The 15,667-nt window shown below is 60.3% G+C and carries 19 protein-coding genes; 11 read left to right on the top strand and 8 right to left on the bottom strand.

The features are described from left to right. Nucleotides 1-353 precede the first annotated feature (353 nt). On the bottom strand, nt 354-1,406 hold the full coding sequence (locus tag HMPREF2996_RS07520) for a pseudouridine synthase (RefSeq protein WP_083313797.1): 1,053 nt from the start codon (nt 1,404-1,406) through the stop codon (nt 354-356). Here HMPREF2996_RS07520 and HMPREF2996_RS12830 point away from each other — a divergent pair. The 4 genes from HMPREF2996_RS12830 (at nt 1,342) to HMPREF2996_RS07505 (ending at nt 3,502) form a co-directional block, all read left to right on the top strand. Continuing rightward, nucleotides 1,342-1,482: a hypothetical protein gene (locus tag HMPREF2996_RS12830; RefSeq protein ID WP_168160887.1), complete on the top strand. Its 141-nt coding sequence runs from the start codon at nt 1,342-1,344 to the stop codon at nt 1,480-1,482. The genes HMPREF2996_RS07520 and HMPREF2996_RS12830 overlap by 65 nt on opposite strands. A 46-nt stretch (nt 1,483-1,528) precedes the next feature. After that, nucleotides 1,529-2,425: a universal stress protein gene (locus HMPREF2996_RS07515; RefSeq protein WP_070443215.1), complete on the top strand. Its 897-nt coding sequence runs from the start codon at nt 1,529-1,531 to the stop codon at nt 2,423-2,425. Between the two features lie 139 nt (nt 2,426-2,564). After that, entirely contained in the window at nt 2,565-2,825 is a 261-nt protein-coding gene (locus HMPREF2996_RS07510) for a GlsB/YeaQ/YmgE family stress response membrane protein (protein WP_070443217.1), read from the top strand. 68 nt (nt 2,826-2,893) lie between these two features. Next, complete coding sequence (locus HMPREF2996_RS07505) at nt 2,894-3,502, top strand: TetR/AcrR family transcriptional regulator (RefSeq protein WP_070443219.1); 609 nt, start codon at nt 2,894-2,896, stop codon at nt 3,500-3,502. Here HMPREF2996_RS07505 and yidC read toward each other — a convergent pair. After that, nucleotides 3,459-4,445, bottom strand: coding sequence for a membrane protein insertase YidC (yidC, locus tag HMPREF2996_RS07500; RefSeq protein WP_070730822.1), 987 nt, complete (start codon nt 4,443-4,445; stop codon nt 3,459-3,461). The two genes, HMPREF2996_RS07505 and yidC, sit on opposite strands and share 44 nt — an antisense overlap. Nucleotides 4,446-4,510: 65 nt before the next feature. Here yidC and HMPREF2996_RS07495 point away from each other — a divergent pair, with 65 nt between their 5' ends. Both HMPREF2996_RS07495 and HMPREF2996_RS12825 read left to right on the top strand, forming a co-directional pair. Further along, nucleotides 4,511-5,269, top strand: a complete 759-nt coding sequence (locus tag HMPREF2996_RS07495) for a class E sortase (protein ID WP_070730820.1) — start codon at nt 4,511-4,513, stop codon at nt 5,267-5,269. Next, nucleotides 5,269-5,421 (top strand): hypothetical protein, encoded by a 153-nt coding sequence (locus HMPREF2996_RS12825; RefSeq protein ID WP_168166681.1) that lies wholly within the window; start codon nt 5,269-5,271, stop codon nt 5,419-5,421. Before HMPREF2996_RS07495 ends, HMPREF2996_RS12825 begins: the two co-directional genes overlap by 1 nt. 18 nt (nt 5,422-5,439) lie before the next feature. Here HMPREF2996_RS12825 and HMPREF2996_RS07490 read toward each other — a convergent pair whose 3' ends face one another. Continuing rightward, entirely contained in the window at nt 5,440-5,994 is a 555-nt protein-coding gene (locus HMPREF2996_RS07490) for a DUF2020 domain-containing protein (RefSeq protein ID WP_070730817.1), read from the bottom strand. On the opposite strand from HMPREF2996_RS07490, the gene HMPREF2996_RS07485 reads away from it, so the two are divergent. Beyond that, nucleotides 5,993-7,165 carry a sensor histidine kinase gene (locus HMPREF2996_RS07485; protein ID WP_070730815.1) on the top strand — a complete coding sequence of 391 codons (1,173 nt, stop codon included), beginning with the start codon at nt 5,993-5,995 and terminating at the stop codon, nt 7,163-7,165. The two genes, HMPREF2996_RS07490 and HMPREF2996_RS07485, sit on opposite strands and share 2 nt — an antisense overlap. Before the next feature lie 36 nt (nt 7,166-7,201). Then, entirely contained in the window at nt 7,202-7,840 is a 639-nt protein-coding gene (locus HMPREF2996_RS07480; RefSeq protein WP_010188464.1) for a LuxR C-terminal-related transcriptional regulator, read from the top strand. On the opposite strand, the gene HMPREF2996_RS07475 is transcribed toward HMPREF2996_RS07480, so the two are convergent. Next, entirely contained in the window at nt 7,837-8,154 is a 318-nt protein-coding gene (locus HMPREF2996_RS07475; protein WP_070730814.1) for a histone-like nucleoid-structuring protein Lsr2, read from the bottom strand. The two genes, HMPREF2996_RS07480 and HMPREF2996_RS07475, sit on opposite strands and share 4 nt — an antisense overlap. 102 nt (nt 8,155-8,256) lie before the next feature. Further along, nucleotides 8,257-8,889 (bottom strand): DUF6474 family protein, encoded by a 633-nt coding sequence (locus HMPREF2996_RS07470; RefSeq protein WP_070443229.1) that lies wholly within the window; start codon nt 8,887-8,889, stop codon nt 8,257-8,259. Between the two features lie 76 nt (nt 8,890-8,965). On the opposite strand from HMPREF2996_RS07470, the gene HMPREF2996_RS07465 reads away from it, so the two are divergent. Continuing rightward, nucleotides 8,966-10,402, top strand: a complete 1,437-nt coding sequence (locus HMPREF2996_RS07465) for a TM0106 family RecB-like putative nuclease (RefSeq protein WP_210398904.1) — start codon at nt 8,966-8,968, stop codon at nt 10,400-10,402. A 124-nt stretch (nt 10,403-10,526) separates the two neighbouring features. On the opposite strand, the gene HMPREF2996_RS07460 is transcribed toward HMPREF2996_RS07465, so the two are convergent. Then, on the bottom strand, nt 10,527-11,819 hold the full coding sequence (locus HMPREF2996_RS07460) for a copper oxidase (protein ID WP_070710810.1): 1,293 nt from the start codon (nt 11,817-11,819) through the stop codon (nt 10,527-10,529). A gap of 11 nt (nt 11,820-11,830) precedes the next feature. Continuing rightward, the gene (locus HMPREF2996_RS07455) at nt 11,831-12,982 is read right to left on the bottom strand and encodes an MFS transporter (RefSeq protein ID WP_070710811.1); all 1,152 of its coding nucleotides are present in this window, start codon (nt 12,980-12,982) and stop codon (nt 11,831-11,833) included. Nucleotides 12,983-13,052: 70 nt separating this feature from the next. Here HMPREF2996_RS07455 and HMPREF2996_RS07450 point away from each other — a divergent pair, with 70 nt between their 5' ends. Then, nucleotides 13,053-13,925: a LysR family transcriptional regulator gene (locus HMPREF2996_RS07450; protein WP_070730812.1), complete on the top strand. Its 873-nt coding sequence runs from the start codon at nt 13,053-13,055 to the stop codon at nt 13,923-13,925. Nucleotides 13,926-14,241: 316 nt separating this feature from the next. Here the strand turns inward: HMPREF2996_RS07450 and HMPREF2996_RS07445 are convergent, their stop codons facing one another. Then, nucleotides 14,242-14,844 carry a superoxide dismutase gene (locus HMPREF2996_RS07445; protein ID WP_046647628.1) on the bottom strand — a complete coding sequence of 201 codons (603 nt, stop codon included), beginning with the start codon at nt 14,842-14,844 and terminating at the stop codon, nt 14,242-14,244. A gap of 163 nt (nt 14,845-15,007) precedes the next feature. Between HMPREF2996_RS07445 and msrA the strand changes: the two genes are divergently transcribed. Continuing rightward, entirely contained in the window at nt 15,008-15,658 is a 651-nt protein-coding gene (gene msrA, locus HMPREF2996_RS07440; protein ID WP_070730810.1) for a peptide-methionine (S)-S-oxide reductase MsrA, read from the top strand. Nucleotides 15,659-15,667: the final 9 nt, after the last annotated feature.

Below are 15,667 nucleotides of genomic sequence, written 5' to 3'. Positions count from 1 at the left end.
ATCTGTGGGTTAACGGCCAGAGGATTCTAAAACTACAGACCCGAAAGTACAGACCCGCTAGTCGCAACCAAACACAGGCCCGGGCCTGCTGATCAGTCACGCTGCAGGTATGTACTCCCACGTCTGCACTTATAAAACACGCAACAACCAAGCCCAAGTAGCCAAGCACAGGCCCGGGCTCTTCCACCAAAACCCCGCCGAAAGCGGCCGAGCCGTCCTCAACAACAACGCTTACCCTGCCATCTAAGACACAACCCCACAACCCCGAAGTTGAGAACATCAAGCACCAAACTGCTTTCCAGGGTTCAGGCCATAGCCACTGTTCAGAGGCGATGTTATTTTCGTTTATCTATTTATGGATTTAATAGATGATGGGTCTTTAATGGTAATTGTGATGAGAATTCACGGTCGGCACCAGTTAAGGGGTCAACAAATGAGATGTGCGTTGCCGTCAAATGCATTGGTATCCGCATGTCTTCGGCCTCGGCAGGGTAAATGACCGGGTATATGGGGTCGCCAATAATGGGTGCTCCGGCTTGGAGCATATGGAGCCGTAATTGATGAGTCTTCCCGGTCTGTGGTTTGAGTGTGTACTTCGCTAGCTCAGGTAGTGCTCCGTGGATAGCTTCGTACGGGGCCTTATCTACTGGCTCCACGCCGGCGACTTCGGTGATGGCGTTGACTTCACCTTCGACGATGCGTCCTTGTAGTTCCCCCGGGGTCTTCTCCATGTGGGAGCGCCAGACGGTGCCGGGGGAGACGTCGGCAAGCGGCGCGATGGCTGCGTAGGTCTTGGTGACGCGGCGCTCGGCAAACAGCGTTTGGTAGGCGCCCCGTATGGAGCGGTCCTTGGTAAAGACGAGGATGCCGGAAGTGAGACGGTCGAGGCGGTGCGCGGGGGATAACTCGTTGTTTCCGGTTTTCCGACGCAGGCGCACGGTGGCAGTCTCCGTGATGTGGCGGGCGCGGGGCATGGTGGCTATGAAGGGTGGTTTGTCGACGACCAAAAGGCGTTCGTCTTCAAAGAGAATCGGTATTTCGTATGGGACGGGCGTTTCTGGTGCCGGCATGCGGTAGAAGTACACCACGGCGTTGGAAGCCAGGATGCTGTCGGGGCGTAGGGGTGAAGCGTCTTGGCGTACAACTTCGTTGGCATCGAAGCGTGCCTGTAGCGCGGCCTCGTTGTCTTCGGGGTGCCGGTGGCGCTGCGTGGTGATGAGGTTGTGTACGAAGTCCCACGCAGTGATTGGCCCGTCGGATACGCGAGCGTGAGTGGGGTTTAGTCCATCGCGGATAGGAAGTGGTGTTGCGCCACGCCTTTTTTGCGATATTCTTTGTTCCATGGATTTCAACTCTATTCTCGCACCCGTCATCGATTTCTTCTCTAATGGTATCGGTGCCGTCATTCGTGACATTGTCGTGGCCGCCTACAACATTCTCTTCCCTGCCAACGCAGATGCTGCGACCACCCCACAGGTCTAATAATAGGTATTAGACTGGAAGTGTAAGCACTTCGAAAGGAAAGGTCATGGCAAAGGAAGACATTGTCGTCGTAGCCGTCGATGGTTCGGAAGCGTCGAAGAACGCCGTCCGCTGGGCTGCCAACACTGCGGTGAAGCGGGGTATCCCACTGCGTATCGCATCGAGTTATACGATGCCGCAGTTCCTCTACGCCGAAGGCATGGTCCCGCCGAAGGAGCTTTTCGATGACCTCCAGGCGGAAACCTTGCAAAAGATTGAGGAGGCCCGCGCCGAGGCCCACAAGGTTGCCCCGGATCTGAAGATTGGCCACACCGTGGCTGAAGGTTCCCCGATCGATATGCTGTTGGAGATGTCTAAGGACGTCACCATGATTGTGATGGGCTCCCGCGGCATGGGCGGTCTTTCCGGAATGGTCATGGGTTCGGTTTCTGCCTCCGTGGTCTCCCATGCCTCCTGCCCGGTGGTCGTAGTCCGTGAGGATAACCACGTCACTGAGTCCACCAAGTACGGTCCTGTCGTCATCGGTGTCGATGGCTCCGAGGTCTCCCAGAAGGCAACTGATTACGCCTTCAAGGAAGCGGATGCCCGTGGCGCAGAGCTGATTGCTGTTCACACGTGGATGGATATGCAGGTTCAAGCTTCCCTGGCTGGCCTCTCGGCAGCCCAGGCGGAGTGGGCTGAGGTGGAGAAGGAGCAGGCAGAACTGCTGACCGAGCGCCTTGCAGAGTTCCAAGAGAAGTACCCGGATGTACAGGTGAAGAAGGTTATCGCTCGTGACCGTCCTGTCCGTGCGCTGACGGAAGCTTCCGAGGGCGCTCAGCTGCTCGTCGTGGGTTCCCACGGTCGAGGTGGCTTCAAGGGTATGCTGCTTGGTTCTACCTCCCGCGCGTTGCTGCAGTCCGCTCCCTGCCCGATGATGGTGGTACGTCCGGACTCCGAGTAACCTTCGCATAACTCCGCTATAACGATTCGGGCCCATTTATTGGATAAATGGTGGGCCCGGGTCGTTTTGATGTTTTAACGCGTACGGTGGGAAGTGCGTAAATAAAAGCTATTTACTGTTGAGAGAAGGAGTGAGTGACATGGGACTTGGTCTCGGTTTCTTTGGATCGATTGTTGTTGGCATCATTGCGGGTTGGCTCGCAGAGAAGATTATGAAGCGTGACCAGGGGCTGTTCACCAACCTCATCGTTGGTGTTATCGGCGGCCTCATTGGTGGCGGTTTGCTGGCGCTGTTTAATAAGGATGTCGGCGATAGCTGGTTCCTGATGATTATTACTGCGACCGTCGGTGCTTGCATCCTGCTGTGGATCGTGGGGGCCATTACGGGCCGCAAGAAATAATAATTCGCATACATACCGGTTTGTCTATATTGTATAGATGAACCGGTTTTGTCATGTGAGGAGAAGAAATGGCCGAAAAGAAGTCGCGCCGTAATCGCCCGAGCCCGCGTAGCCGACTACTCGAATCCGCCACGCGGCTCTTTACCACCGAAGGTATCCGCGTCATCGGAATTGACCGCATCTTGCGCGAGGCAGATGTGGCAAAGGCTTCGCTCTATTCTCTTTTCGGCTCCAAGGATGCCCTCGTCATCGCCTATGTCGAGGCTCTCGATGAGGAATACCGCGCAGATTGGCAAAAGCGCACCGAAGATGCCACTGACCCGGAGAACAAGATCCTGGCTTTCTTCGACAAGGCCATCGAAGAGCAGCCAGCCATGGAGTTTCGCGGCTCGCACTTCCTTAACGCGGCTGGCGAATACCCACGCCCAGAGACAGACGCCGAGCGGGGCATCGTGGCCGCCTGCGTGGAGCACCGAACGTGGATTCATTCCACCATCACGGCACTTCTTAACGCCAAGAATGGCTACCCCTCAGAGGAGCAGGCGAGCCAGATTCTTATCTTCCTTGATGGTGGTCTCGCCGGCGCCCGCCTGACCCGTGACGTCGCCCCGCTCGTCACCGCGAAGCAGTTGGCTATTCAGCTTCTGTCGGCGCCTCCGGCCGATTATTCGATTTAAGAATTTTGCGTGCCTCCGCCACAATCGCAGAGTGGCGTTTGCGGGCAGCAGCCAACTCCTCCTTGTACGCAGGGTTGTCCTTGAGGCGCTGTTTGGCGGCTTTCTTCTCTTTCTTCTTTTCCTTAGCCCGCCAGCGTCGAATGCTCTCCCGCCGCTGTTCGTGGACAGCTTCCGGTAAGGGATAGCGCTTGTGCAGGATGAATTCGTACGCCAAAGTCTGTAGCAAGGTGAAGAGGTAGGAGCAGCCCCAGTAGAAAATGATGGTCACGGGGATGGGACCGTTCCACGCTACCGCCCACAGCATCCAGGGGATGAGAAAGACCGTGAGCGCCATGAACCACAACAAGCGGCGCGGAATCTTCTGATCGAAAAGAGTGGTGAGGTAGCCGCGGTAGAGCGTGATGAGCGTGTTGAGGGAGGTAAACACGAGCGCCGCCAGAAGCATCGGTAGGACTAAGTCATGATGCTCGCGCGCGAAATCGGTGAGGGGGACGCCGAAGACGGTGGAGGTGCGGAAGGAGGAGACGTCGTCAAGCGTAAGCATTCCCACCGGCTCATTCGCGGATCCGGATACCCGAAGAACCACCTGGTAGAGGCCAATGAAGGCCGGAATGATGAGGAAGGAAGGGAAACAGCCCACCATCGGGTTGTGGTGGAAGCGTTCCTTGAGCTCGCGCTGCTGGGTGAGAATGTCGACCGCTTGGTCGACCGAATCGACCTGCTTGAGCTGTTCGTTGAGCTCGGTCATCTCCGGGCGCATGAGTGCGCCGATACGGCCCTGTTTTACCGAGAGCCAATTCAGCGGAGCGATGATGCCGCGGACTGTGAGTACCAGGAAGACGATGGTGAGGATCCACGCCATCGAACCGTCCAGGAAAGAAGCAAATAGTAGGTGCCAGAGTTTCATGATTCCGGAGACCGGGTACATGAAGATGTTGATCATCGCCTACTCCTCTTCGCGCAGGGTGGTGGGGCACTTACACGTTACAGGGAGGCTAAGATGCTGGTATGCCTCACCCCACCGCGCGCACTCGGACGACCGTCGGTACCGTCATCGGTGAGCTTATGCTGACGGCCGGCGTCCTGTTGCTGCTTTTTGCGTTTTATGAGTCCTATTGGACCAACATTCAGTCTGGTCAAATGCAGGACCAAGCCAATGAGACGCTGCAGGAAGAATGGCATAACCCGCGCGGAGGAGGCCACGCCCCGCAGCTCGGTGAGGCTTTTGCACGCCTCTATATCCCAACCTTCGGTTCGGACTTCGCTTTCGCGGTCTTGGAAGGCACCAACGAGGATGACCTGTTGCGCGGACCGGGGCGCTACACGGACACGCAGATGCCCGGTGAGCCGGGCAACTTTGCCGTGGCCGGGCACCGCGTGGGCAAGGGCGCTCCCTTTAATGACCTGGGGAACCTGCAGACTTGTGATGCCATCGTCATCGAAACGGCAACGGAGTGGATCACCTATCGCGTGCTGCCCATCGATGGCACCCCGGGTGAGTGTTTCAGCCCAGAGCAGCAGGCCAAACCGGAGTACCAGCCGGTCCAAGGCCGCCATATCACGCTGCCGGGTGATGTCAGCGTGCTTCAGCCGATCCCTGGGGCTGAGGGGATCGAACCGAGTGAATCCCTGCTCACCCTCACCACATGCCATCCGCAGTTCTCCAATGCGGAGCGCATGATCATCCACGCCATGGAGACCGACCGGGAGGCTAAAACACCCGGAGCAGATGACAATGCCCGTCCCGCCGTCTGGGAGGAGAACTAATGTATCGCGCACTCTGGAACCTGTTGCCTGGCCCTACCGCGGTGAAAGTGGTGTTGGCGCTGGCGCTCGCTGTAGGGGTTTTCTTCCTGCTCATGGAGGTTATTTTCCCCTGGGTAGCGGCGCAGATGCCCTATAACGACGTTGCCGTTTAGTCATTACAAGCTTAGGTTTTACAGACCTAAGCTTTTGATCGCTTCCTGCGCTATGAGCTGAGGCTTGAGGGTCTGCAGCTGGTTCGACCACACCACCACGGCGTGGTTGTCCTTCTGCACGGCAAAGACCGAGTGATCCTCAAAGACGCCGCGCCCGCCGGACCACCCATCGAACTCGGCGAGCTCCGTATCCTCCACCGGCGCAGCCCAATCCACAACCGCACGGGCCTCCTCGACGCTGGGCATCTGCCGAACCAGGACGGTAGCCTGTGGTTCCTCTGGGTAGGACCAGAACACGCAGGCGGGGGTGCTAAAGCGCTTGTCGACGCCCCACCGGGTCATCCTCTGCCCATTTGTATCGGCTACCCACTGGGTATCCAGATAAGGGCAGTCCTCCCAGTCGCTGACCTCGGCTGTAGCGTCCGTGGGCAGGCCATCGCCTGAGCTTTCACCGGGCGCGGGGCTGGTGGCCTGGGTGCTGGGGACAGGGTCGGCTGCATCCGAGCACCCCACGGTGGCGAAGCCGATGCCGATCACGCAGGCGGCAAGTGAGGGAAGTAGGCTGTGGCGCATGACGTCCACACTAGACCAACGCTCGGTTGAATCGGATGCCCTGCGCAATGGTATTCACGTCCTGACAGCGACGCTGCTGGTGGTGGCGATTTTTACCACGGTGCGCCTGCCGCTGTGGCAGGGTGTTCTAAACCTCTTGCTCTTGGTCTCCTTCGCCGTGGTGTACTTCGGGGGATCGGCCTACTTGGAGGCCCTGCCGCGCATCGCGCGTTATGGCTGGATGGTCATCCTCACCGTCTTGTGGCTAGCGGACATGGCGGTGGCGCCCGCGGCCATCTACCTCGTGTTTTCCCTGTACTTTGTCTACCTCTACGTGCTGGAGATGATCCCTGGCGTCATCTGCGTGCTCGCGGCCACGGCGGTGACCATCCTGGTGCAGGTACCGAACGGGCTCTCCTTCGGTGGCATCATGGGCCCAGCGGTATCGGCCCTTGTGACGATTGCGATTACCTATGCCTTCCGGGCGCTGAGCCGTATGAACCAAGAATTGGTGAAGACCCGTTCGCAACTTGTGGAGTCTGAGCGTACGGCCGGCATGACGGCTGAGCGCCAGCGCATCGCCCACGAAATCCACGACACACTGGCCCAAGGTTTGTCCTCGATTCAGATGCTCTTGCACGCCGCTGACCGTGACCTGGCTCAGGAGGATATCCCCAAAGCGCAGGAGCGCATTGAGCTCGCGCGGCGTACCGCGGCGGATAATCTCCACGAGGCGCGCGCCATGATTGCGGCACTTCAGCCGGCGGCGTTATCGGAAACCTCCTTGGGAGCTGCCATGACGCGGATGGCGGAGAACTTCGCGGCAACCGGTGGGGTCGACGTGTCCGTGGACGTTGAGGGTGATGCTCAGCAGCTTCCCATGAAGGTGGAGGCGGCCTTGCTGCGGATTGCGCAGGGGGCGATGGGGAACGTCGTCAAGCATGCCCAGGCCAGTAAGGCACGGGTGACGGTGACGTATGCGCCGGATGAGGTGCGCGTGGATGTAGTGGACAATGGCCAGGGCTTTGACGTTGCTGCGGTGGAAAATAAGCCGGCGGGGTTGGGGCATATTGGTCTATCGGCGATGCGCAGGCGTGCGGAGGAACTCGGCGGGGAAGTCGTGATTGAATCCGCGGTAGGCAGCGGCACGGCGGTCTCAGTTAGTGTCCCCTTAAACAACGATGTAGATTAGGAAATTGTCCACACCGTACCAATGAGGAGGAAGCCCGTGATTAGGGTCTTGCTTGCCGACGACCACGAGATCGTACGCCTGGGTTTACGCTCGGTGCTCGAGGGGGCTGAGGATATCGAGGTAGTGGGCGAGGTAGCTACGGCCGAAGCAGCTGTGTCCGCGGCGCAAGCGGGTGGCATCGACGTCCTCCTCATGGACTTGCGTTTCGGCGCCGGGATTGAAGGAACCCGCGTCATGGGAGGTGCGGAGGCCACCGCTGCTATCCGCTACTCCATGGAGAACCCGCCCAAGGTACTCGTAGTGACTAACTATGACACCGACGCAGATATCCTCGGAGCGATTGAGGCCGGAGCGGTGGGCTACCTGCTCAAGGATGCGCCGCCGGTGGAGCTGCTCGCGGCGGTACGTTCGGCGGCCGAAGGAGATTCGGCACTCTCGCCCGTGGTGGCCGATAAACTGATGACCCGCGTGCGTACCCCGCGCACCTCCCTTACTCCGCGCGAGCTTGAAGTATTGAAGCTGGTGGCGGCGGGTTCCTCCAACCGTGAGATCGGTGTGGAACTGATGCTGTCAGAGGCGACGGTGAAGTCCCACCTAGTCCACATCTACGACAAACTAGGCGTGCGCTCCCGCACCTCCGCCGTGGCTGCTGCCCGCGAGCAGGGCGTTCTTTAAAGATTGTTGGCGTTGCGGTACGCCAAAATCACCTCGTTGGGGATCTTGCCGCGCTCAGCTACCTGGTAGCCGTGCTTGGCGGCCCACGCGCGGATATCGGCTGGCTTATAGCGGCGGGTGTCCTTTTTAACGGGGTGGCGGGCCGCCTTGATGAAGGGGTCCAGCGCAGCGTGGAATTTGTCGGCGTTTTCTTGGGATACGTCGAGAAGATAGTCCTTACCGTCAACGCTGAAGCGGATGACGATCAGTTCTTCCTCACTGAGGGGCTTGTTATCGATATCATCAAAAAACTGAGTGATTTCGCGGCGGGCCATGAATCTCCATTCCGGCTGAACGATGTGGATACGCGACGAGTGTCCTCCCCGCTTGGGGGAGGGTAGTGCGGCTTGAAGGGTAGACGTCTGCGCGCTGAGAGGCTAAGCCCCCAGCTTGGCTTGGATTTCGTCGTTCAGCGAGTCGATCTCGCCGGAAATAGAGCGGTGCGCGCGCTGACGCTGCTGATCGGTCATGTACTCGGCATTGTCAATCGCGGAGTCAAGCTCGTTGAGGCGCTCCTTGACGTCGCGCTTGAAACCAGCGGGAAGCTGTGCGTCCTTGAGAGAGTTGCGGATACCCGCGGTGCGGGCCTTGAGCGGCGCGCCGTGGCCGGAGAAGGACGCCAGCTGTTCGGCGCTGACACCGGCTTTCTGCGCGCGCTTCTTTTCCACCTCGCGCTGGGCGGCAGTGATGCCGCGGTAGATCAAGGGCAAAAGAAGCGGTGCGGCGGTGCGCAGGGCACCGGCATAGCGCTTGACATTGTCCTTATTAAAACGGCCCTGCTTGATGCGTTCGAGTTCTTTCTTGGCCATTTTGTACTCGTGCTGGCGGCGCTTCTTTAGGCCCTTTTCCTCAGACTTAATAAGTGCCTTTTCTTGCTTGGCCAGCAGCTTCTGCTGGCGGTGCTTGGCCTTATCTGCAGCCTTGACCTCTGCCTTTGCGCGGGTCTTAGCGGCCTTGATCTCAGCGCGGGCCTCACGGCGGGCCTTGCGGATTTTCTTCATAATGCCCATTGAAACGTCCTTTTATTAATCTATCTTTAGGGTCTCGCTACAACTCTAGCAAGGTGGTCTACTAAGCTCACCTGCTGTGAAGGATGTGCTCGTTGCCACGGATCTTGTGGGCTGCCGTTATCGCTTAGTGCAGCGCCGCGCGCATCCCGAGATCCCACGCACCGCAGTGAGCCAAGCCCGCGCGGAGCGCCACGCGGCCGCCATCGATGCTGCGCTCAGCCGCCTTCCCAAGAAGGGGCCGGGGCGTTTCCGCCGGATTGACCTGGAGGGGGACGATTTCGAGCGGGCGCTAGCCACGCTCGAAGCGCTGGTCCGCGGTTATACGCACATCACCAACGCCGTCTTTTCCACCTCCGAGTGGATGGTGCGCGTGGAGCTCCTAGTGCGGGATGGGGATAAATACAGTCCTGTCATCGTTTCTGATCACCGCGTGGCCCGCCCGCACGAGAGCTCGCGTACGCTGGTTGTGCCTACCCATCGTTTGGGGTTGAGTGAGCCGCTACCGGCAAAGTACAAGATTCGGCACCATGCCGTCGATGGCTACCGGTTGGCCTTGGCCGCGCGGGGCTTGGAAGAAGTAGGCCTGAATTCCGGCAGGGGCGCTGCGATTGGCCAGGATCGCAGCCAAGCTTTTGTTACGGATACCTCGCGTTTTGCCATCGATGAGGCGTTGGCGCAGCCACTACCAGCGGGCCCACGCCGCGTTAAAGAGTGCGCCTCCTGCCGCTTTTGGCCTTTGTGCCGGGAGGAGCTGGAAGCCCGCGATGACATCTCGCTCTTTCTGCCGGGCGACCGCGCGAAGCCCTATCGTGAGCGCGGTATCACGACAGTGCAAGGGCTTATTGATGCCTCCCTCGGCACCCCTTCCGCCCTTGCCGCTGCCTGGCGTGAAGGCGTCCCACTGTTGCGCCGTGACCGGGTCAGCGTTCCCCGCGCGGATGTCGAGGTTGATGTGGATATGGAGGCCTACCTGGATCAGGGGGCCTACCTGTGGGGTGCGCTACTGGACGGTGAATACCATTCCTTCGTGACGTGGGAACTGCTCGGTGGCCGCGCGGAAGCGGAGAATTTCGCTGAGTTCTGGGACTGGCTCATGCGGGTGCGCGCTGAGGCACATGAGGCAGGAAAGACCTTCGCAGCCTACTGCTACTCCGCCCATGGTGAGAACCATTGGATGCGCAGATCCGCCCAACGTTTTTCTAAGCCCAGTCTCCAGGAGGTGGAAGAGTTCATCTCCTCGGAAGAATGGGTGGATATGTTCGCCCACGTCAAGCGCAGTTTCGCTGGCACTGCGGGGCTGGGCCTGAAGACCGTGGCCCCCGTTGCGGGTTTCGAATGGCCGGAAGAGTTTGATGGTGAGGAATCCGTCAATGCTCGCCGCGCCGCCGTTGCCGGGGATGCCGCCGCGCGGGCGCAGATTCTGCGCTACAACGCGGGCGATGTGAGCGCTACCCACGCCGTCCGCGAGTGGATGACCGATGGCGCGCCGGGAGTGTCCCCCCTCGAGCCCTAGCTTCTCTCTGCCTTCCTGTGTGCAAGGCCCCAGACTTGAAACCCGCAACCTGCAGGTGGGCGTCGCCAAGCGCTTGCCGACGCCCACCGCTCACCAGGAGGTTGCGGGATCGAGGTCTGGGGATCTACAGGATGAGGCTGAGTCCGCCGAGGATGATGAGTACTGCAAGGGCCACCCACGCCTGGTCCCAGTCTGTGGTGGTCGTCGGGGCTGGGCCCTCGGCCCTCTTGAGCAGCACGGCTTTCTGGGCCTTGACCGCGCGGGCGGTGAGGATGGGGAAGCTGGCCATGGAGCCGAGGCAGAGCAGCGAGGCGGCAACCATGATGAGGGAATTAGAGGTGGCCAGCCACAGGGCGAGCCCGCCGTTGACGAACGCAGAGCGCCCGAGCCCCCAGCGGTTGTATTCGCGCAGGCCAGCCCGCACCGCTGAGGGGCCGCCGCCCATAGTGGTCGGCAGCATATAGCCCATGACGCCGATGAGCAGTTGGGCGCCAAAGCCCACGACGAGCGCGAGCATAGGAATCTTTGGCTCGCTGGAGAAGAAGTGCTGGGTGGTGTAATAGATCAGACCGCCGAGCAGCCAGAAAGAGGAAAAGAGCACGGAAAGTGCCGGGAAGCTAATGCGTCCACGCGGATTACGCACCACGGTGAGGACGTTGACGAGCCAGCCCTGCAGGCTGAGCGCCCAGCCCACGCAGTAGAGGATGAGGCCTACCTGCGGAACATTCCAGATGCTGCCCACCACAGTAGCGATGACGCCTAGGCCCAGCAGGGTGAAGCTTAAGCTCATGCGCGGATTGATTCCCTTGGTGCGCCAGATGGAGGGGAACAAGATGGTCAGTGAGCCGGCTGCCGCAAGGCCCACGAAGCCGCCAATATTGGCAGCCACGTGGGCGATGAGTAGGCGCGGATGGGAGGGATGCGTCGCGAGGAAAGCGCCCAGGGTGGCGCCCACGGCAAGAAAGAAGGCGGAGGCCACATAACCAGCAACGACAGGGCGGAATCGTTTGGATTCCGCGCGGCGCCATAAGGCAAAGAGGGCCGCGCCGTGCCAAGCCACGGCAGTCGCAACGAGTGCGGCACCCACCAGCGTAAGCAGCCAGTGCCGTTCCCAGGCTTCGACGAGCGTCTGACCTACGAGGGTGAAGATAGCGCCTGTGTTCAGCAGATAAATGCGTGCGAGCTGCCGCGGGCGGGCAGAAAGAGGTACTTTGATCTGCACGAACTTCTCGGTGAGATGCTGGGACCACACCACGATGCTGTTGCTGAGGATGCCGAGCGTGAAGAGGTGGATGAGGACCCAGCGGTAATTCGGAATAAAGGTATGGGTCGCGCCCGCGATGAGGAAGACCATCATCCACAGACTGACTGGGCGCGATGCCTTCCGGTGCCATGTACGCGGTGACCACTTATCCATAAAACACGAGTTTATCCGGTTTTTCTCACCGCCCAACTCAGCGCCGCGATACCTGCTGCGAGGGCGGCGTAGACGGCAATGAAGCCGGTCCACGACAGGGAGTCAAAGAGCACGCCGGCCAGCGCGCCCAGGATAGAACTGCCCAGGTAGTAGAAGAAGACATAGAGGCTGGAGGCCTCCGCGCGGTCGTGGGTGGCAATGTGTCCGACCCAGCCCGACGCGGTGGAGTGTGCGGCGAAAAAGCCGATGGTAAATAACACGATGCCCAGCAGGGTGGGGATCAGCGAACCCATGCACAGTGCGATGCCCACGGCAAAGAGCGCGCAGGAGAGCAGAAGCGTGTTGGCGTGGCCCACTTGGGTCACCAGCCGGCCTGCGCGCGCCGAGGACCAGGTTCCGGTGAGGTAGAAGAGGAAGACCAAGCCAGCCAAGCCCGGTGAGAGGTGGAAGTGGTCGATGAGCCTAAAAGCCAGGAAGTTATAGAGGGAGACGAAGGTGCCCATCGCCACGAAGGCCACGATGAATAAGGGGATCAGGCGGGTGTCCCGGGCATGGCGGAAGATGGCGCGCAGCTCCGAGCGGAAGTGGATCTCCTTCGGGGTGAAATTCTGTTGGTAGGGCAGCAAGATCGCCGCGATGATGGCCAGGATGAGTGTGACCAGGCTGGAGCCTGCCAGGGCCCAGCGCCAGGACGTGAGCTCGAGCAGCCCAGTCGGGATGAGACGGCCGGTCAGTCCGCCGATGGTGGTGCCGGCGATGTACAAACCCATGGCACGGGCAACGTAGGAACTTTCTAGCTCCTCCGAAATCCAGGCCATGGCGGTAGCAGGTGCGCCGGCGATGACGGCTCCCTGGAGCGCGCGGGTGGCGATGAGGATTTCTGGGTTGGGGGCCAGCGGAACGAGCATGCCGATGAGCGTGGCCGCGATGGTGGACACAAGCAGCAGTTTTCCGCGTCCGATGCGCTCGGAGATGATGGACACGGGGATCACGCAGATGGCCAGGGCACCCGTGGCCGCGGAGATGGTCATGGCGGCTTCCGTGGGGGACATGCCCATGTCCTCCACCAAGGTGGGCAGCATGGCTTGGGTGGGGTAGAGGCAAGAAAAAATTGCCAGGCCCACGAAGAGCATGGCAATGGTGGCGCGCCGCGTTCTGGTCATGCACCAAGCATGGCCTAGCGCGGGTTATGTGTAAAATGTCTAAAAGTTACATAAAGCATGCGAGGTGTGCATGAATCTGGAGGATGTGCGCGGCGTCGTCGCCGTGGCCGACCATGGCCTCGTCGGCGCGGCTGCCGACGCCCTCGGGCTCTCCCAATCCGCGCTGACCCGCCGCGTGCAGCGCATCGAAGCCGAAGTGGGGGCCAGCCTGTTTGAGCGCAGCGGCCGGCGCCTGCGGCTTAATGCCCGCGGCCGGGCCTTCGTGGAACACGCGCGGCGGATGCTTTTGTCGGAAGCCGCTGCGCGCGATGCCGTGTCCCGACTTATGGATCCGGAGCACGGTACCGTGCGCCTCGATTTCATGCATTCCCTGGGCACGTGGATGGTCCCGGAGCTACTCAAGGCTTATCGCGCTCAACACCCGCACGTGGATATTCGCCTGCACCAGGGGGCGGCCCGGGAGTTGGTGGACAGAGTAGCGGCCGGCGAGTCCGACTTAGCGCTGGTTGGTCCCCGCCCTACCGCCCCCGGCCCGCTAGGATGGCACCAGCTCAAGCTGCAACGCTTAGGCCTAGCGGTTCCCGAAGGCCATTGGGCCGCAGGAAGAGACGGGGTGCGCATGGAAGACTTCCGCGATGAACCCTTCATCGGCATGCTGCCGGGTTATGGAACGCGCATGCTTCTGGATTCCCTGGCAGGCGAAGCCGGTTTTAGCCCCCGCCTGGTCTTCGAGTCGATGGAGCTGACCACCGTGGCCGGCCTCGTGGCCGCCGGACTGGGATCAGCGTTGCTGCCGCTTGATGACCCGTACCTGAAAGCCCGCAACCTCATTCCCTTAGAACCGGAGGCCTACCGTGAGCTGGGTTTGGTGTGGCGCGAGGGCGATGATGCCCCGCCGGTGGAGCACTTCAAGGATTTCGTTGTGGCACGCACCGCTGACTAGCTATCGAACGGCAGCGCGGCCGCCAACGCGCGGAGCGCTTCAGGGCTGGAGACCTCGTGTGGCAGCCTGGCACTGGTGCTCCCAGGCGGCAGAGTGTCTTAACAGATAGACCAACTGCCCAACATGACGAAGATCCCTCTCGGATCTGCAATGACGGCGCATAACTTTGGCAGATCGGGCAGTTGTGGTCTGGATATCGGGGTTGGGTGGTCCTCCGCAAAGCCTGTAGAGGGAGTCACAACGCGAAACCGCGCTGAGCCTCAATGAAGAGGACCCAGCGCGGTCAGCTATGTGGCCTTAAATGAGGCCAGAGTGCTTACTTGGTGGCAGCAGCGTAACGCTCAGCAACGTCATCCCAGTTGAAGACGTTCCAGACAGCCTTGACGTAATCAGCCTTTACGTTCTTGTACTGGAGGTAGAAGGCGTGCTCCCACATATCCAGCATCAGCAGCGGGGTGAAGTTCACGGAGATGTTGCCCTGCTGATCAGTCAGCTGCTCAATAATCAGGCGGCCAGCAACATGGTCATAGCCCAGAACTGCCCAACCGGAGCCCTGCAGGCCGGTAGCAACAGCGGAGAAGTGAGCCTTGAACTTCTCGAAGGAACCGAAGTCGCGGTTAATAGCCTCAGCCAGCTCGCCGGTGGGCTCGCCGCCACCGTTCGGGGAGAGGTTCTTCCAGAAGATGGAGTGGTTGGTGTGGCCACCCAGGTTGAAGGCAAGGTTCTTGGACAGAGCGCGGATAGCGTCAGCGTTAGCCTCGCCGTTGCGCTGCTCCTCCAAGGCCTCGAGCGCAGCGTTAGCACCAGCAACGTAGCCAGCGTGGTGTTTGGAGTGGTGCAGCTCCATGATCTCGGCGGAGATGTGCGGCTCTAGAGCATCGTATGCGTAGTCGAGTTCCGGAAGTTCGTAAACAGCCATTTGTGTCATCCTTTCTTTGGGGTACGAGGCCCCATGGTAGGGATCAAATGAGAATTTGGCCACAATATTTTTTCTATGGTAGAGGCCATGAACAAAAACCTGGATTGTGGGCAGCGCAGCGGAGTATAAGGGGAGGACAGCACTAAGTGAAGGAGATCCCAGCATGTTTCTTTTCAAACCAGAACCCAAGCTGGTGGCAGCGGAGGACGCCCGTCTCGGGCGCGCCGAGCCCGTCTTGGATAACCCGCAGCCCCATGCGGTGCTAGGCACTCCGATTACTGGACCGTGGAAGGAAGGGCAGAAGTCTCTCATCATCGCCATCGGTTGTTTCTGGGGCGCGGAGAAGATGTTCTGGGAAACTGAGGGCGTGGAGTCCACGTCCGTGGGCTATGCGGGCGGCACCACGCCTAACCCGACCTACTACGAGGTCTGCCGCGGGCTGACCAACCACGCGGAGGCGGTGCAGATTACCTATGACCCGCAGCGCGTGAGCCTGCGAGACTTAGTGGTCAAGGCTCTGGAGGCCCACGATCCGACTCAGGGCTTCCGCCAGGGCAACGACGTGGGCACGCAGTACCGCTCGGCGTTCTACCCGGAGACTGAGGAGGAACGCGAGGAGATTCAGCAGCTTGTGGATTCCTACGCAGGCAAGCTTGTCGACGCCGGCTTCGGCGCCACCACCACCGAAGTCACCCTCCTCAGCGAGACAGACTCGGGAGAGTATTACCTGGCCGAGGATGAACACCAGCAGTACTTGCACAAGGTGCCCAACGGTTACTGCCCGCACCACAGCACCGGCGTGAAGTGCGGCTAACACGGTGAG

This window comes from Corynebacterium sp. HMSC066C02 (assembly GCF_001814945.1).
Classification (GTDB): Bacteria; Actinomycetota; Actinomycetes; order Mycobacteriales; family Mycobacteriaceae; genus Corynebacterium; species Corynebacterium aurimucosum.
Note: the sequence above shows the minus strand (reverse complement) of the source record. Positions and strands in the feature narration are given on the sequence as shown.

Coding starts and splice junctions, on each gene's coding strand:
- HMPREF2996_RS12825 (WP_168166681.1), top strand. CDS start 5,269: ATGTATCGCGCACTCTGGAACCTGTTGCCTGGCCCTACCGCGGTGAAA.
- HMPREF2996_RS07475 (WP_070730814.1), bottom strand. CDS start 8,154: ATGGCCCGCCGCGAAATCACTCAGTTTTTTGATGATATCGATAACAAG.
- HMPREF2996_RS07460 (WP_070710810.1), bottom strand. CDS start 11,819: ATGGATAAGTGGTCACCGCGTACATGGCACCGGAAGGCATCGCGCCCA.
- HMPREF2996_RS07495 (WP_070730820.1), top strand. CDS start 4,511: ATGCCTCACCCCACCGCGCGCACTCGGACGACCGTCGGTACCGTCATC.
- HMPREF2996_RS07485 (WP_070730815.1), top strand. CDS start 5,993: ATGACGTCCACACTAGACCAACGCTCGGTTGAATCGGATGCCCTGCGC.
- HMPREF2996_RS07490 (WP_070730817.1), bottom strand. CDS start 5,994: ATGCGCCACAGCCTACTTCCCTCACTTGCCGCCTGCGTGATCGGCATC.
- HMPREF2996_RS07510 (WP_070443217.1), top strand. CDS start 2,565: ATGGGACTTGGTCTCGGTTTCTTTGGATCGATTGTTGTTGGCATCATT.
- HMPREF2996_RS07520 (WP_083313797.1), bottom strand. CDS start 1,406: ATGACGGCACCGATACCATTAGAGAAGAAATCGATGACGGGTGCGAGA.
- HMPREF2996_RS07445 (WP_046647628.1), bottom strand. CDS start 14,844: ATGGCTGTTTACGAACTTCCGGAACTCGACTACGCATACGATGCTCTA.
- HMPREF2996_RS07505 (WP_070443219.1), top strand. CDS start 2,894: ATGGCCGAAAAGAAGTCGCGCCGTAATCGCCCGAGCCCGCGTAGCCGA.
- HMPREF2996_RS07515 (WP_070443215.1), top strand. CDS start 1,529: ATGGCAAAGGAAGACATTGTCGTCGTAGCCGTCGATGGTTCGGAAGCG.
- HMPREF2996_RS12830 (WP_168160887.1), top strand. CDS start 1,342: ATGGATTTCAACTCTATTCTCGCACCCGTCATCGATTTCTTCTCTAAT.
- yidC (WP_070730822.1), bottom strand. CDS start 4,445: ATGATCAACATCTTCATGTACCCGGTCTCCGGAATCATGAAACTCTGG.
- msrA (WP_070730810.1), top strand. CDS start 15,008: ATGTTTCTTTTCAAACCAGAACCCAAGCTGGTGGCAGCGGAGGACGCC.
- HMPREF2996_RS07455 (WP_070710811.1), bottom strand. CDS start 12,982: ATGACCAGAACGCGGCGCGCCACCATTGCCATGCTCTTCGTGGGCCTG.
- HMPREF2996_RS07470 (WP_070443229.1), bottom strand. CDS start 8,889: ATGGGCATTATGAAGAAAATCCGCAAGGCCCGCCGTGAGGCCCGCGCT.
- HMPREF2996_RS07450 (WP_070730812.1), top strand. CDS start 13,053: ATGAATCTGGAGGATGTGCGCGGCGTCGTCGCCGTGGCCGACCATGGC.